General features: G+C 56.6%; 12 protein-coding genes and 1 pseudogene. All 13 read left to right on the top strand.

Annotation, left to right across the window (positions count from 1 at the left end):
* Positions 1-492 precede the first annotated feature (492 nt).
* The 13 genes and pseudogenes from H9L05_RS20705 to H9L05_RS20660 all read left to right on the top strand — a co-directional run bounded on the left by H9L05_RS20705 (position 493) and on the right by H9L05_RS20660 (position 15,672).
* Complete coding sequence (locus tag H9L05_RS20705) at positions 493-1,245, top strand: polysaccharide deacetylase family protein (RefSeq protein ID WP_187732491.1); 753 nt, start codon at positions 493-495, stop codon at positions 1,243-1,245.
* 38 nt (positions 1,246-1,283) lie between these two features.
* Positions 1,284-2,504 carry an oligogalacturonate lyase family protein gene (locus H9L05_RS20700; protein ID WP_187732490.1) on the top strand — a complete coding sequence of 407 codons (1,221 nt, stop codon included), beginning with the start codon at positions 1,284-1,286 and terminating at the stop codon, positions 2,502-2,504.
* Positions 2,505-2,653: 149 nt separating this feature from the next.
* Positions 2,654-3,743 (top strand): annotated as a pseudogene (locus tag H9L05_RS20695) (glycoside hydrolase family 88/105 protein).
* A gap of 361 nt (positions 3,744-4,104) precedes the next feature.
* Positions 4,105-6,270: a glycosyl hydrolase gene (locus H9L05_RS20690; RefSeq protein ID WP_223284622.1), complete on the top strand. Its 2,166-nt coding sequence runs from the start codon at positions 4,105-4,107 to the stop codon at positions 6,268-6,270.
* Entirely contained in the window at positions 6,249-6,971 is a 723-nt protein-coding gene (locus H9L05_RS24365) for a glycosylhydrolase-like jelly roll fold domain-containing protein (RefSeq protein ID WP_223284621.1), read from the top strand. Before H9L05_RS20690 ends, H9L05_RS24365 begins: the two co-directional genes overlap by 22 nt.
* 205 nt (positions 6,972-7,176) lie before the next feature.
* A complete protein-coding gene (locus H9L05_RS20685; protein WP_187732489.1) occupies positions 7,177-8,259 on the top strand; it encodes a glycoside hydrolase family protein in 1,083 nt (360 codons plus the stop codon).
* 80 nt (positions 8,260-8,339) lie between these two features.
* Entirely contained in the window at positions 8,340-9,128 is a 789-nt protein-coding gene (locus H9L05_RS24360; protein WP_223284620.1) for a sialate O-acetylesterase, read from the top strand.
* Complete coding sequence (locus tag H9L05_RS24355; protein WP_223284619.1) at positions 9,125-9,337, top strand: sialate O-acetylesterase; 213 nt, start codon at positions 9,125-9,127, stop codon at positions 9,335-9,337. Before H9L05_RS24360 ends, H9L05_RS24355 begins: the two co-directional genes overlap by 4 nt.
* A gap of 2 nt (positions 9,338-9,339) precedes the next feature.
* Positions 9,340-9,807, top strand: a complete 468-nt coding sequence (locus H9L05_RS24350) for a hypothetical protein (protein ID WP_223284618.1) — start codon at positions 9,340-9,342, stop codon at positions 9,805-9,807.
* A 7-nt stretch (positions 9,808-9,814) separates the two neighbouring features.
* On the top strand, positions 9,815-10,129 hold the full coding sequence (gene rhaM, locus H9L05_RS20675) for an L-rhamnose mutarotase (protein WP_187732488.1): 315 nt from the start codon (positions 9,815-9,817) through the stop codon (positions 10,127-10,129).
* 391 nt (positions 10,130-10,520) lie between these two features.
* Positions 10,521-11,216 carry a TonB-dependent receptor plug domain-containing protein gene (locus H9L05_RS20670; protein WP_187732487.1) on the top strand — a complete coding sequence of 232 codons (696 nt, stop codon included), beginning with the start codon at positions 10,521-10,523 and terminating at the stop codon, positions 11,214-11,216.
* Positions 11,213-13,699 (top strand): SusC/RagA family TonB-linked outer membrane protein, encoded by a 2,487-nt coding sequence (locus H9L05_RS20665; RefSeq protein ID WP_187732486.1) that lies wholly within the window; start codon positions 11,213-11,215, stop codon positions 13,697-13,699. The genes H9L05_RS20670 and H9L05_RS20665 overlap by 4 nt, the downstream gene beginning before the upstream one ends.
* Positions 13,700-13,734: 35 nt before the next feature.
* Positions 13,735-15,672 carry a RagB/SusD family nutrient uptake outer membrane protein gene (locus H9L05_RS20660; RefSeq protein ID WP_187732485.1) on the top strand — a complete coding sequence of 646 codons (1,938 nt, stop codon included), beginning with the start codon at positions 13,735-13,737 and terminating at the stop codon, positions 15,670-15,672.
* Positions 15,673-15,743 lie beyond the last annotated feature (71 nt).

Raw genomic sequence — 15,743 nt, 5'->3', positions numbered from 1 at the left:
GCTCTAGGCTAAGGAATACTTTCAACTCCTATTGCTTGCGCTATTGCCTAGTCGAGCATAGCGGCTAGAAGTGCTTTAGCGCCCTGACTCGTGAATATAATTGTCTAATCATCCGTATTCACCCACATTTCCCCGCTGTCATCCTGAGGCACGAAGAATCTTTTCACCGATGAACGACTAGCATAACAACGATCCGTGCCTGAGTGAGAAGGTCCTTCGTGCCTCAGGATGACAGCGGGAGAATGACAATATAAAGGATAACTGTGCTAATAAAGCGCAAAGCCATATCGTAACATCGTGCTAGCTACAGTAACCATTGGTACACTTCGAACGCAGAAGCTACAGACCCAAAGGCTATAGTATCGGGCATTTCACAGCGAATGAATTTCACTGCACCCCAGAGTACAGGAGGGTTGGGGCAAGGGAAGAGTGTTTCTTGTACACATGCTTCACGCCATTCGTGTACATACCGCAGAGCTTCACTTACTTAGAATGCTGCTTCTGGTAGCGCTCGGCCTGCGTGTTGGCAGCAGCCACGCCCAGCAGCTGCGCCGGTCCGTGCCCGACAGGCTGGTAGTGCTCACCTTCGACGATGCGGCCGTAACGCACGCCACCTACGTAGCGCCTCTGCTCAGGAAATACGGCTTCGGCGCCACTTTCTACGTCTGCGAGTTTCGCCCCGATTTCGCCGACAAAACCAAGTACATGAGCTGGTCTCAGATTGGAGACTTGCACCGGCAGGGTTTCGAAATCGGGAGCCACACGCTCACACATAAGCACGTGAACAAGATGAGCGCGCCGGAACTGGTGGCCGAGCTGGATTCTATTGAAAGCCGCTGCCGCAACAATGGTATTGCTAAGCCAACCACATTTGCTTATCCCGCTTACGATACGCACCCGATAGCCTTCACCGTGCTGCCCCAGCAGGGCTACCAGTTTGCCCGCGTAGGCGGCGACAAGCCCTACGACCCCGCCACCGATAACCCCCTGCTCATCCCCAGCTTCACCACTACCGGCACCGACAAGCAGCGCGTGCTGACAGCCATTCAGCAGGCCGTGGGGGGCAAAATTGTGGTGCTCACCGTGCACGGCGTCCCCGATTATGCCCACGACTGGGTAACCACGCCGCCCGCGCTATTTGAGGAATACCTGCGCTATCTGCACGACAATCACTACAAAGTCATTGCCCTGCGCGACCTCAAAAAGTACGTGCGCGTGCCAGGCGCTAGCACGCCCAAATCCTGACTTCGGAATTCTCTCCCAAATCTCCCACTCTCCCGACTATGAAATCAACCAGACTTTACCTCCTGCTCAGCGCCGGCCTGCTGCTGGCCACTGGTACGCAGGCCCAAACCAAGCAGGAAACCGGCGGTAAACCCATGCCCGCCGACTGGATAGACCAGGACACGGGCCACAAAGTGATGCGCCTGACGCCCACCGACGGTGGCAACGGCAGCTTCTATTTTCACAACAACCCCTTCCTGAAAGGCAAGGCAGGTGAAGGCGACAAAATGGTGTATTACCACACCGATGAGCGCGGCAAGCAGCTACGGTTGGTAAACCTGAAAACGCGGCAGGTGGAACCGCTGACCCGCTATTTTACCAAAGTGAGCGGCGAAATAGTAGCTCCTAAAGGTCGAGATGTGTTCTACCAAGCCCAGGATACGGTGTACGCCACCAACGTGGACACCAAAAAGACCCGCCGCATCTACGTGTTCCCCAAGGATTTTCCGGGCAATATCACCAGCCTGAACGCCAACGAAACCACGATTGCCGGCGCGCTCGGCGGCAAAGAAGCCCGCGAAATCCTGCGCAAATACCCCGCAAAGAGCGACTTCTTCAACCGCATCTACGATGCCAAGGTGGAGCACATTCTGTTCACCATCGACGCCAAAACCGGCAAGCGGACGGATATCTACAAGGAGAATACTTGGCTGGGTCATGTGCAGTTTTCGCCCACCGACCCCGATTTGCTCATGTATTGCCACGAAGGTCCCTGGCACAAGGTGGACCGCATCTGGCATATCAACATCAAAACCAAGCAGAACAAGCTGGTGCACAAGCGCACTGTGGAGGGCGAAATTGCCGGCCACGAGTTTTTCAGCCCCGATGGCAAAACGGTGTGGTTTGACTTGCAGAAGCCCCGCAGCGTGACCTTCTATCTGGCCGGTGCCGAGGTGAAAACCGGCAAGGAAAAGCTCTACCAGATGGACCGCAACGAGTGGTCGATTCACTTCAACATCTCGCCCGATCAGAAGCTATTCGCCGGTGACGGCGGCGACGCGGGCCAGGTAGCCAAAGCGCCCGACGGCATGTGGATTTATCTGTTCCGCCCGGAGGGCGACAAATTCAAATCGGAGCGGCTCGTGAACATGAAGCACCACGGCTACAAGCTCGAGCCGAACGTCCATTTCTCACCCGATGGCAAGTGGATAATTTTCCGCGCCAACTTTGAGGGCCAGGAGCAGGTGTACGCGGTAGAAATTGCCAAAGCGGCGTCGTAGCAAAACGTGCCCGAACGACAACAAAAATCACTAACACTTATGACACCACATACCATGACAATGACGCAGCGCTGGGGGCTTTTTATTGTAAATTATTGGTGGCGGCTTGCCTGCTGACCAGTCTGGCAACTTCGGCTGAGGCCCAGAAAATGCCCAAGCAGAAGGACGTGCTCAAAACCCTGCGCAAGACCAACGCTTACTTCATGAAGAAGTGGCCGGATACGGGCAAGGAAATCGTGACCAACAAAACCCGTCCCAGCCACATCTGGACGCGGGCCGTGTACTACGAAGGCCTTATGGCACTCTATGGCATCGATAAGCAGAAGCAGTACTACGACTACGCCGTGGACTGGGGCGAAAAGCACCAATGGGGCCTGAATAACGGCATCACCACGCGGAACGCCGACAACCAGGCCGCCGGCCAGACCTACATTGCGCTCTACGAAATAGACCCCAAGCCCGAGCGCATCCGCGACATTAAAGCCAGCATCGACCTGATGGTGAACAGCCCGAAGGTAGACGACTGGTGGTGGATTGACGCCCTGCAAATGGCCATGCCCGTGTACGCCAAGCTCGGCGTGATGACCAAGGATACGGCCTACTACGAGAAGATGTACCGCCTCTACAACTACTCCAAAACGGTGCACGGCACCAACGGCCTCTACAACCCCAAGACCAGCTTTGGTGGCGCGACAAGGACTTTGTGCCACCATACAAAGAGCCAAACGGCGAGGATTGCTACTGGAGCCGCGGCAACGGCTGGGTGGTAGCCGCCATGGTCCGGACGCTCGAAATTCTGCCCCAAGATGCCCCCACCGTGCCGAGTACGAGCAAATGTACATGAACATGATGAAGGCCCTACCCGCCCTCCAGCGCCCCGACGGCTACTGGAACGTCAGCCTCCACGACCCCACAAACTTCGGCGGCAAAGAGCTAACCGGCACGTCCCTTTTCATCTACGGCATGGCCTGGGGCATCAATAACGGTCTGCTCGACGCCAAGCAATACCAGCCCATCATCGCCAAAGCATGGAACGCCATGGCCAAGGAGTGCGTGCACCCCAATGGCTTCCTGGGCTACGTGCAAGGCACCGGCAAAGAGCCCAAAGACGGCCAGCCCGTGAGCTACACCAGCAAACCCGACTTCGAGGACTACGGCCTCGGCTGCTTCCTGCTGGCCGGCAGCGAGATCTACAAAATGAATGATATTAAATCAAAGTCAGTAAGCGCCGGAAACTAGAACTAGCTCCCCTCCTCAGTTGAGGAGGGGACGCTTTGGCAAAGCCAAAGCTGGGGTGATTGACCTCGTTGCTGATGTTGTTTCGGCAGTATTGCCCCCCAAGGCCGTCATGCAGAGCGGAGCGAAGCATCTCGCGTGCTGATGGCAGATTAGTAATTCTACATCAGCACGCGAGATGCTTCGCTCCACTCTGCATGACCGCCTTTTTTAAGCAACAAAACACCGCTCCGGTCAACCACCTCCAACCCCTCCTCAGCTGAGGAGGGGAGCTAGTTCTAGTTTTCGTCTTAGATTCTTTAGGCTTCGTTGCTTTCTTCTTAGCACCAGCTTCCAGCTACGCTTTCTTGCTCTTCTTTTCCCCATGAAAAAGTCCCTGTTTCTTTCCTTACTGGTTGCCGCGGCGCTTCATCAAAATACTGCATCGGCCCAGGCCTTGAAATGGCCTGAAATCACCCAGCAAAACAAACCATGGACGCGCTGGTGGTGGCAGGGCAGCGCCGTGAACGAGCAGGACTTAACACGCTTGCTTACCCAGTACCAGCAAGCCGGCTTAGGCGGCACCGAAATTACGCCTATTTATGGGGTGAAAGGCACGGAAAACCAGTTTGTTAATTTCCTGTCGCCCAAGTGGATGGATATGCTCACGCACACGCTTACCGAGTCGAAGCGCTTAGGGCTGGGTGTGGATATGGCGCAGGCGTCGGGGTGGCCGTTTGGTGGCCCGTGGGTGACGCTTGAGGATGCTTGTAAGTACGTGGCTTACCAGACCTATACTGTGAAAGGCGGGGAGCAATTGAAGGAGGCTGTCAACTACATGCAGAAGCCTATGATACGCACGGTGGGCCAACCCATCGACATCAAGCAGCTGGTAGAGCCGGTCGCCCAAAACAAGGATTTGCAGCTCCATGCGTTCGACCAGGTTCGGTTCGAGAAGCCGCTACCGCTACAGGCGCTGATGGCTTATTCGGATAAGGGCCAAACGGTGGATTTGACCAGTAAAGTAGATGCCAGCGGCAAGCTGAACTGGACTGCGCCCGCCGGCAACTGGACCTTGTTTGGCGTGTTTCAGGGCTGGCACGGCAAGCAGGTAGAGCGGGCCGGCCCCGGTGGCGAAGGCGACGTAATTGACCACTTTTCCCAAACCGCAACCCAGCACTATTTGCAGCGCTTCGACGATGCCTTCAAAGGCAAAGACGTGTCGGGTATTCGCGCTTTTTTCAACGATTCCTACGAGGTAGACGACGCCCAGGGCGAGAGCAACTGGACGCCCCAGATGTTTGCCGAATTTCAGAAGCGCCGTGGCTACGATTTGCGCCAGCATTTGCCTGCTTTGTTCGGTAAAGCCAGCGAAGATCAGAACCAGCGCGTACTAACTGATTACCGTGAAACCTTGTCGGAGCTGCTGCTGGAAAACTACACCAAAACCTGGAGCGACTGGGCCAAAACGCACAAAGCCCTGATTCGTAATCAGGCCCACGGCTCGCCGGCCAACATCCTCGATTTGTACGCCGTCACGGATATTCCCGAGATTGAAGGGGAGGACTTGCTGCGAATCAAATTTGCTTCTTCGGCCGCGCACGTAACAGGCAAGAAGCTTACATCTTCGGAGACGGCGACGTGGGAAAATGACCACTTCTTGTCCAAGCTCAGCGACATCAAAAAAGCGATGGACCGCATGCTGCTGGGGGGCGTAAATCACACGTTTTACCACGGCACTAACTACTCACCCCAGGCTGCGGCCTGGCCGGGCTGGCTGTTTTACGCGGCGGTTCACTTCAACCCCAATAACACGTTCTGGACGGATTTTGCCCAGCTAAACCGCTACGTGGCGCACGCGCAGTCATTTATGCAGGCCGGTCAGCCCAGCAACGACGTGCTGGTGTACTTGCCCATATATGACTCTTACGGCAAGCCCGGCAAGGTAATGCTTCAGCACTTCGACGGCATTGACCACGGCTTTAAAGGCATACCCGTAGGAGCTACCGGCGAAGCATTGCTGGCCAAAGGCTACGGCTTCGATTTTATTTCCGATCTGCAAATTCAGCAGGTAAAAAACACAGGCAAAACCTTGCAAACCGGCGGTGGCTCGGCCTACCAAACCATTCTGGTTCCGGCCGCTCAGGTGATGCCCCTGGCCACGATGGAGCAGCTCATGAAGCTGGCCCAAAACGGTGCTACCATCGTGTTTCAGGAGCAACTACCCACCGACGTACCCGGTTTAGGCAAACTTGATACTCGCCGTGCTGCTTTCAAAAAGCTGGTTGGCACGCTCAAGTTTACCACTAGCGGCGGTGTACAAAAGGCTACCGTGGGCAAAGGCTCGGTGCTGGTTGGTAAAGATGTGGATCAGGCGCTGACTGCTGCCGGCGTGCAGCGCGAAACGATGGTGGATAAGGGCTTAGAGTTCGTGCGTCGTCGCCATGATAAAGGGCACTACTACTTCGTGGCTAACTGGGGCGAAAAACCAGTGGAAGCCTGGGTGCCGCTGCGCGTGGGGGCAAATCGGTGGCCCTGTACAACCCCATGACCGAAAAGCTGGGCCTAGCCGCCTCGCGCACGTCGTCGGCCGGTACGGAGGTGTATGTACAATTGGCCCCCGGCGAGTCGTGCATCCTGGAAACCAACGATGCTGCCCTGACTGGCCCTGCTTATGCTTATCTGAAAGCTACCGGCGCTTCGCAGCCTGTGCAGGGCACTTGGGACGTGAGCTTTGTGTCGGGTGGACCAGAGTTACCGGCCAAAGCACAGGTGAAAGACTTAAGCTCGTGGACCAGCTGGAACGGTGAGGCGGTCAAAAACTTCTCCGGCACTGCCACTTACGCCATTTCATTTGCCAAACCCCAGGGTACGGGCGAAGGATTTATGCTCGATCTGGGCCGCGTGGCGGAAAGCGCCCGCGTACAGCTCAATGGGCAGGAGCTAGGCACGTTGGTTGGTCCGACGTATCAGGTATTTGTGCCCAAGGAGAAAATGCAAGCCACAAACAAGCTGGTAGTTACCGTCAGCAATAGCATGGCGAACCGCATCATCCACATGGACCGCAACAAGGTGCCTTATAAGAATGCTTACAACATCAATATGTCGAGCAAGCTCAAGGAAAACCGTGGTGCAGATGGCCTATTCACAGCTGAGAAATGGACCCCGAAAGAGTCTGGCTTGCTAGGCCCCGTGACCCTGACGCCCACGACCACGAATGGCCAGCAGGGGAAAGCATCGCCAGGTTTGTAAGGTGGTAGAAACGCAATAGTTGGAGTCTCCTCTTTGAACAATAATCATCTGTCATCCTGAGCTTGCGAAGGACCTTCTCACCGTTGAACAACCTGTGCCTCTTCGATAAGGTCCTTCGCAAGCTCAGGATGACAGGCGTATAAGCGACTAAACAACATCAGCAACGAGGAGACGAAAAATATTGCGTCTCTACAGTGTTACCAATATGCTTACTCGTCGCACCTTTCTTGCTACCCTGACACTGGCTCCTATAGCACGGGCGCTGGGGGGCTTTTCTGCGGGCCGGCTGATTGATTATCCCAAGGGTAGCCTCTCCAAATTCAGCAAACACCTGAAGCCCGTGGGCCGCGCCCTGGAGCTGCCCGATTACTTTGTGTGGTGCACCAGCCCAATCGAAGACCCCGATGGGAAAGTGCACGTGTTTTTCTCGCGGTGGCCTGCTAAAAAGGGCATGGGTGGCTGGATTAACAGCTCTGAAATAGCCCACGCCGTCGGTGACTCGCCCGAAGGCCCGTTTACCTTCGTGGACGTAGTGCTGGCCCCGCGCGGGCCTGGCTTCTGGGACGCTACTACCTGTCACAATCCCAGCATTCAGTTTGTCGATGACAAGTACTGCCTGTTTTTCATGGGCAACAGCAACGGCAAAACCAACACCAAGCGCATTGGCCTCGCCACGGCTGACTCATTAAATGGTCCTTGGCAACGACCAGATGCACCCTTGCTGGAGCCCGGCGCCGAAGGCGCCTGGGACGACCATTGCACCACCAATCCAGCTTTCATTAAGCACCCGAATGGGCAGTATTGGTTGTACTACAAATCGTGGAATACCCAGGACTACCTCACGGCCAAAGACCCCACCATTCGCGGCAACCGCAAGTACGGCTTGGCCGTGGCCGATAAGCTGGAAGGCCCTTATGTGAAGTACACGGGCAACCCCGTTATTGATTTCTCCAACCAGGGCCACAACAAGCAGTTTGAAGACGCTTTCGTGTGGCGGCAGGGGGGCAAATTTCGGCTCCTGGCCCGCGACATGGGCGTGTACAACCACGAAGTCGGCCTTTACCTCGAATCGGAGGATGGCAAGCGCTGGGACTTCCCTAAGATTGCCTATTTACCGCTGCGTGAGTACGGTGTGGTGGAGCCGCCCGCTCCGTCTAACCTGAAACGCTACGGCCGCTTGGAGCGCCCGCAATTGCTGCTGCGCGACGGTAAGCCCGCCTACTTATTTGGTGCTTCCCAGGGCGGTAAATCCATGACCGCTTCTGCCTTTATCTTTAAAATAATCTAGAAAAAGCCCCCAAGCATGACTCACCGGCTTCCTTTGCGCCACCTACTGCTTCTGCTGCTTTTTGCACTGGCCAGCCCTGCTTGGGCCAACATCAAGCTACCCGCTTTGATGGCCGACAACATGGTGCTTCAGCAAAAAACCACCGTAGCCCTCTGGGGCTGGGCCGACCCCGGCGAAGCCGTAACGGTAACTGCCAGCTGGCAAAAAGCCCCCAGAAAGTCACGGCCGATGCCCAGGGCAACTGGCAGGTTCGCATCCCCACCGATAAAGCCGGCGGACCACACACCATCACCTTTCAGGGCAAGAATAAGCTGACGGTCAGCAATGTGCTGCTGGGGGAAGTGTGGCTGTGCTCGGGGCAATCGAACATGAATTTCCCGGTGGCTAAAGGGGCATCTAAGTGGATGACGGGCGTCGTGAACGAAGCGGAAGTGGTGCCCAAGGCCACGTATCCGGCCATCCGCATGTTTACGGTGCCGCAGAAAGTGTCCGATACGCCCCAGATGGATACGGAGGGGAGTTGGGTGGTGTGCAGCCCCGAAACAGTGGGGAGCTTTTCGGCCGTGGCCTACTTTTTTGGCCAGGAAATTCACGAGAAAACCAAGGTGCCGGTGGGCCTGATTCACTCCTCTTGGGGTGGCACCCCGGCCGAGTCGTGGACGCGGAAAGACGTGCTGGAAAAAGACCCCGACCTGCGCCCCATCCTCACCCGCTATGACGAAGGGCTGACCCAGCGCCCGGCCTACGAAGCGGCCCTGACCGCCTGGAAGCAAGAGCAGGCTGCCTCTCCCCAAACCAAAACGCCCAAGCCCGCCGAGCCCTCAGCGCAACCAGCAACAAGTCGCCCTACAAGCTCTACAACGGCATGATAAAGCCCCTGATTCCGTACACGCTCAAGGGTGTAATCTGGTATCAGGGCGAGAGCAACGCCGTGCGGGCCTATCAGTACCGCAAGCTATTTCCGGCCATGATAGCCAACTGGCGCCAGGACTGGCAGCAGCCGAATCTGCCGTTTTACTTCGTCCAGATAACCCCCACAAGGAGCAGAATCCCGAAATTCGGGAAGCGCAGCTGCTAAGTATGCAAACCGTGCCGAACACGGGCATGGTGGTCATTACCGACGTGGGCGACTCGCTGGATATTCATCCGCGCAACAAGCAAGTCGTGGGGCACCGATTGGCACTGTGGGCCTTAGCAAAAGAATACGGGCAGAAAAATCTGCCGTATTCGGGGCCTATCTACAAAAAGATGGAAGTGAAAGATGGCAAAGCACGCCTGCAATTCGACTATACTTCCGGTGGCCTAGTTGCCCAAAACGGCGATCTGCGCGAGTTCACCATTGCCGGCCCCGACAGCGTGTTTCGGCCCGCCCAGGCTCGTATTGAGGGCAACTCGGTGGTGGTGTGGAGCGAGCAGGTAAAGCAGCCGGTGGCCGTGCGTTTTGGCTGGAGTAAGTCGCCCATGCCCAATTTATACAACGGGGCCGGCTTGCCCGCTTCGCCCTTTCGCACCGACCAATGGCGGGTAAGCACCCAAGGAAAACTGTAAGCCTTTTATGGAAGAAATAGCCTTCACCATGCAGCTGCGCCCCGGCGTGCAAGCCGAGTACCAGCGCCGCCACGACGAAATCTGGCCCGAACTGACTGCGGCCCTGCACGAAGCCGGCATCCGCGAGTATTCTATCTACCTGAACCCCGCTACTGACACGCTATTTGCCGTGCAGCGTCGCCTGCCTGAGCACACCGCCGATCAGCTGCCGTCGCTGCCAATCATGCAGCGCTGGTGGGCTTATATGGCTGATTTGATGCTGACCAATCCGGATAACTCGCCGGTGGTAACGCCGTTGGAAAGGGTATTTTATCAAGCATAAAAAGTTTGTATGATAGATGATTGAACGTGTCATCCTGAACTGAGCCGAAGCTTATTAACCACTCCGTTTGTCATCCTTAATCTAGCGTACGGCACGAAGGACCTTCTCTCCGAAGAACGATTTGTTTCAACGTGAGAAGGTCCTTCGTGCCGTACGCTAGATTAAGGATGACAATGATGTGAATAGGTAGTATAGAAACATCAGTATGCGTAAAGCTTCGTCGCAGCTGAAGGCGCAGAATACACGTCAGGATGTTTAAGAGATATTTTTGATCACTTCGAAGAAATACTAGCACGGCAGCAGGAGAGTGCGGGAGAGATTTGGGGAAGAAAGACAGGTACTTGGTAGGTAGAAACTCCCTGTTTGCATTCCCACTTCCAACTCCTCCTTTATGTTACAACTTTACAACTCAGTCCGCTGGTTGCCCCTGACAGTAGTAGTTGGTCTGGCGCCCGCCAGCGTCTTTGCCCAGACGGATCAAACCGTAACAGGGCGGGTCGTTACGGCCACCGACAAAAGTGGTTTGCCAGGGGTAACGGTAGTCGTGAAAGGCACCACCACCGGCACGAGCACCAACCCCGATGGCAGCTTCACCCTGACGGCCCCGGCCGGAGCCACGCTCACCATCTCCTCGATTGGCTATGTAACCCAGGAAGTGCCCGCCAGCGCATCACCGATAAGCGTGGCGCTGGCCGAGGATGTAACGCAGCTGGCAGACGTGGTAGTAGTTGGCTACGGCACCCAGAAAAAGAGCGACGTAACCGGCGCGCTGTCGTCGGTGTCGGAAGAGAAGATCAAGCAGGTGCCGGTTCAGAACCTGACCCAGGCCCTGCAAGGCCGCGCGGCCGGCGTCGACGTGGCGGGGGGCAATTTTCGGCCCGGTGAAACGCCCGCTATCCGTATTCGCGGCAACCGCTCGGTGCGGGCTTCCAACGAGCCGCTTTATGTAGTTGATGGCATTCCGCTGGCGCAAGGCACGGGCCTGAATGACTTCAACCCCGATGATATCGAATCAGTAGAAGTGCTAAAAGATGCTTCGGCAACCGCTATTTACGGTTCGCGGGGGCAAATGGCGTGGTCATCGTGACTACCAAGCGCGGCAAGGAAGGCAAGTTTAATATCAGCTACAACACCTACGGCAGCTTCGACCGGCCTTTGCGCCTGCCGGAACTGTTCGACGCAGCAGAGTTTGCCGATGTGCGCCGCGAAGCGTACCGTACGTCGGGCTCTTATACCACGCCTTATCCTAATCCCGTAAACGATTTCACGCTGTTTGGCACCGACCCGAACGTGTGGGCCAACATCGCCGGGGCGTACACTTGGCGGGATTTTGACGCGCGCATTCCCGAAACGCGCGAAGCGACAGAGGAGGAGAAAGCCCGTTATGCCCTCTACGGCTTCCCGAACGTCACCCAGATTCCGATTTACGACCCCAGCAAGATCAGGAGCTTCGACTGGCAGGATGCCGCCTTGCGCAACGCCTTCACCCAAAACCACCAGCTTAGCGCTAGTGGCGGCTCCGAGAACCTGCGCGCGTCGCTGTCGGTGGGCTACCTGAATCAGGAAGGTATTCAGCCTGGCCAGGACTTCACCCGCTACACAGCCCGCGCTACCTTCGATTTCAAAGTCAATAAGATCATTTCGGTGGGCGGCTCTACCAACGCCAGCCTGGGTATTCAGAACGTCGGCCCCGACATCTACGGCAAAGCCGTTGGGCAGCTGCCGTATGCTACGCCCTACAACGCGGAAGGCGTATTCCAGACCAACCCCGGTGCCGACGCCAACATTTTGAACCCGCTGCTCGACCCGGAAAACACCTTTAGTGAGCGACGTGTGGCCCGTTTCTTTACCAGCCTCTACGCTGAGGCCCGGCTGCTGGAAGGCCTGCGCTACCGCCTCAACGTAGGCCCCGACTTCCGCAACGCCCGCAATGGTCAGTTTCGGTCGGCCCGCTCTACGGGACAGGGCGGCGGTGCCAACGCGGTATCGTTCGCGCAATACGATCAGAATCAGAACTTTACTTACGTCGTAGAAAACCTGCTTTTCTACGATAAGCAGCTCACCGCAGACCATAGCCTGGGCGTGACGCTCCTGCAAAGTATTCAGCAGGACCGCAGCGAAGGCTCCTCCATCAGTGCCACCAACCTGCCCTACGACTCGCAGAAGTGGTACAACCTAGGCTCAACCAACAACGCGGCGGCACAAAGTTTCGGCTCGGGTCCGTTTATCCAGCGCCAGCTGATGTCGTGGATGGGACGGGTAAACTACAGCTTCCGCGACAAGTACGTGTTGACGGCTACCGGACGGGCCGATGGTGCTTCCGTGCTGGCTGAGGGCCGCAAATGGGCATTTTTCCCTTCCGTAGCCCTAGCCTGGAAACTCCAGGAGGAGGGCTTTTTTAAGGACATAGCCATGCTGAGCGAGCTGAAGCTGCGCGGCGGCTACGGCTCCGTAGGCCAGGCGTCCGTAGACCCTTACACCACCGGCGGCACCTTGCAGCAAACTCCCTACGTGTGGGACGAGACGCCAGCGTATGGCTACACGCCCACGCCCGGCACGCTGCCCAATACGCTGGGGGGCTTACCCAACAGTGAGCTGGAGTGGGAGCGGACCAACACCGTAAACGTAGGTCTGGACTTTGGTTTGTTTAAAAACCGCATCAACGGTTCGGTGGAAGTGTACCGTGCCAACACCACCGGCCTGTTGCTGCCCCGCGCGCTGCCTACGGTTTCGGGCTTTAATAACGTGCTGCAAAACATCGGTGCCACGCGCAACACCGGCGTAGAAGCCACTGTGTCGACGGTGAACGTGGAAACCATCAAGTTCCGCTGGGGCTCTGACTTTGTCTTCACCAAGAACAAGGAAGAGTTCGTGGAGCTGGCCTCGGGCAAGCAGGACGACCTTGGCAACCGCTGGTTTATCGGCGAGCCCTTGGGCGTGTACTACGACTACAAGTACGAAGGCATCTGGCAGAGCTACGACACCGAAGGCCTAACTCGCTATAACGTGCGGCCAGGTACGATAAAAGTTGTGGACGTAAACAACGATGGCCAGATCAACACTCAGGACCAGATTGTGCTGGGCTCGAACCGCCCCAAGTGGAGCGGCAGCGTAAGCAACAGCTTCTCCTACGGCGGCTTCGATTTGAGCTTCCTGGTGTATGCCCGTGTCGGCCAGATGCTGGCCACGGGCTTCCGGCCCGGCCTTGGGGGGCGTTTTCCAGGTCAGAAAGTCGACTACTGGACACCAGCCAATCCAACCACCGAGGAGCCCCGGCCAAACAGCCAGCAGGACATTGCCACCTTTGGCGACGCCTTGCGGTACCAGGATGGCAGCTTCGCCAAAGTGCGCAGCATCTCGCTCACTTATAACCTCCCTAAGGAGCTAGCCTCTAAGTTCTACAGCAGCAACCTGAGTGTGTACGTGAATGCGGTCAACCCCTTCCTGATCACCAAGTTCAAGGGGCTGGACCCCGAAGCCACCGATATCGGTACTACCTCTGGCGAACTGGCGCAAGCGCGTAACCTGAGCACCAAAAGCTTGGTGCTTGGCCTCCGCATTGGCTTCTGATTTGACGACTAATTCCCCACGTCTAGCCTAGTATCATGAAACGTTCATATCGACTCATAACCATTGCCCTGCTTACTACCTTCGGCCTGACTACCACGGCCTGCAAGGATTATCTGCAGGAAGAACTCGTCTCTACCCTTACCAACGATTATTACACTACGGAAAAAGGGCTGGAAGACCTTGTAAAAGCGGCCTACGAACAGACCCGCTTCAAGTACGCCAACGAGCACAGCTACGCGATGTTCAACTTCGGCACCGATGAGTTTACGCATGCCGATCAGGTTAACTACGTTTACTGGAATACCTACGACCGTAGCCGTCTGAATACCGGTAATGGCATCGAAAGCTTCGTGCACGATGTGTGGACGGCCGACTACGATGGTATCAACCGCTGCAACATCGGCATCGATAAGATTCCGGCTTTCACTGGCGGCACTACCACGCTGGCTACTGCGGCACAGAAGGCCCAGCGCCTCGGCGAGCTGCATTTCCTGCGGGCTTACTACTATTTTCAGCTAGTGCAGCAGTACGGTGCCATCCCAGTTTCGCTGAAGCCTACCGAAAGTATACAGCTGGAATACGAGCGCACGCCCGTGCCGCAGGTGTATCAGCAGATCATCAAGGATTTGCGCTTTGCGGAGGAAAATTTGTCCCCCACAAGCGCGGAGTTTGGTCGCGCTACCAAAGGCGCGGCTCAGCATTACTTAGCCAAAGTGTACCTGACGCGCGGCAGCGCCATCACCGACGAGCGGGGCCAGAAGCCCACCGACGTGGATAGCGCTGCTTACTACGCCGACCAGGTGATTACCTCGGGCCGTTACGTGCTGGAAAACGACTTTGCCAAACTCTGGGATATTTCCAGCTATGCGAATAACCGCGCCGGGCAAACCAGCCGGGAAGTCATTTTCTCCACGCAGTTCAACAACGTCATTACCCTGGCAGGCCGCTTTGGCAACCGCGTGCACTCGTATTTCACCATGATCTACGAAGACACCCCCGGCATGGCCCGCGACCTGCTCAACGACCGGCCCTTCCGCCGCCTGATGCCCACCAACTACACCATGGATATCTACGACCGGCGCAACGACTCGCGGTTTTATAAGAGCTTCAAAACGGTGTGGATTGCTAATAACGCCGCCACCATTCCCAAATGGACGGCCGCCAATGCACCTACTCCCGCGCAGGTAGGGCAAAACAAATTTGCCATAGGCGATACGGCCATTTTTATCCAAGTAAATACCCCGCAAACCACGCTCACTGCCAACCAGATTTCGCGGACGCGCTACGCTACGTTTGCGCGCTACTTCCGCAACGGTAGCAACGCTGTGTCTTCGGCTTATGACCCAACCGGCCCGGTAGGCGTGCGCAACAAATATCCTCAGCTGCTGAAGTATATCGACCCGTTTCGGGCCGGCTCTGGCGTAAATGAAGAGGCTGGCACGCGCGACGGTATCCTGGCTCGCTTTGCTGAAACGTATCTGATTGCCGCCGAGGCTTATGGTCGTAAGGGTGATTACGCCAAGGCTATCGGCTACATCAACACCCTGCGCAACCGGGCAGCATACAAGGCCGGCGAAGCAAAGCCCACGGCTTTCTCACTAGTGGAAGGCGGCACCCGCGGCGACGTGACGAGCACGGCTCCGGCCTTGCAGGTTACTATGACCAAGTTCACCACCAACGACCCAGCTGAGTTGTATCCGCCGTCGGCCACCACCACGCAGGCTCGTTTTATCGCCTTCATCTTGAATGAAAGAACCCGCGAGCTGGCCGGGGAGCTGCACCGCTGGGAAGATCTGGCCCGCACCGAAACGCTGCTGGAGCGCGCCCGCACCTTCAATCCTGATACCCGGTCCGAAATACAGCCCTATCACAAGCTGCGGCCCATCCCGCGCGAGCACTTGGAGCGGATATTCCGCGGTGGTCAATCACTAACCCAGGAACAGCGCCAGACCGAGCAGAATCCGGGCTACTAACCGGCTGTTAATTGTCCATTTTTAAGTCCGTCATGCTGAGCATGACGGACTTATTTTTTAGCCCCTGGATG

The organism is Hymenobacter qilianensis (assembly GCF_014489555.1).
Classification (GTDB): Bacteria; Bacteroidota; Bacteroidia; order Cytophagales; family Hymenobacteraceae; genus Hymenobacter; species Hymenobacter qilianensis.
This window is presented reverse-complemented; position numbering and strand designations above follow the sequence as displayed.

Bases quoted from the DNA above. Each gene is read 5' to 3' on its own strand.
- H9L05_RS20705 (WP_187732491.1), top strand. From the start codon at position 493: ATGCTGCTTCTGGTAGCGCTCGGCCTGCGTGTTGGCAGCAGCCACGCC.
- H9L05_RS20700 (WP_187732490.1), top strand. From the start codon at position 1,284: ATGAAATCAACCAGACTTTACCTCCTGCTCAGCGCCGGCCTGCTGCTG.
- H9L05_RS20690 (WP_223284622.1), top strand. From the start codon at position 4,105: ATGAAAAAGTCCCTGTTTCTTTCCTTACTGGTTGCCGCGGCGCTTCAT.
- H9L05_RS20685 (WP_187732489.1), top strand. From the start codon at position 7,177: ATGCTTACTCGTCGCACCTTTCTTGCTACCCTGACACTGGCTCCTATA.
- H9L05_RS24355 (WP_223284619.1), top strand. From the start codon at position 9,125: ATGATAAAGCCCCTGATTCCGTACACGCTCAAGGGTGTAATCTGGTAT.
- H9L05_RS24350 (WP_223284618.1), top strand. From the start codon at position 9,340: ATGCAAACCGTGCCGAACACGGGCATGGTGGTCATTACCGACGTGGGC.
- rhaM (WP_187732488.1), top strand. From the start codon at position 9,815: ATGGAAGAAATAGCCTTCACCATGCAGCTGCGCCCCGGCGTGCAAGCC.
- H9L05_RS20670 (WP_187732487.1), top strand. From the start codon at position 10,521: ATGTTACAACTTTACAACTCAGTCCGCTGGTTGCCCCTGACAGTAGTA.
- H9L05_RS20660 (WP_187732485.1), top strand. From the start codon at position 13,735: ATGAAACGTTCATATCGACTCATAACCATTGCCCTGCTTACTACCTTC.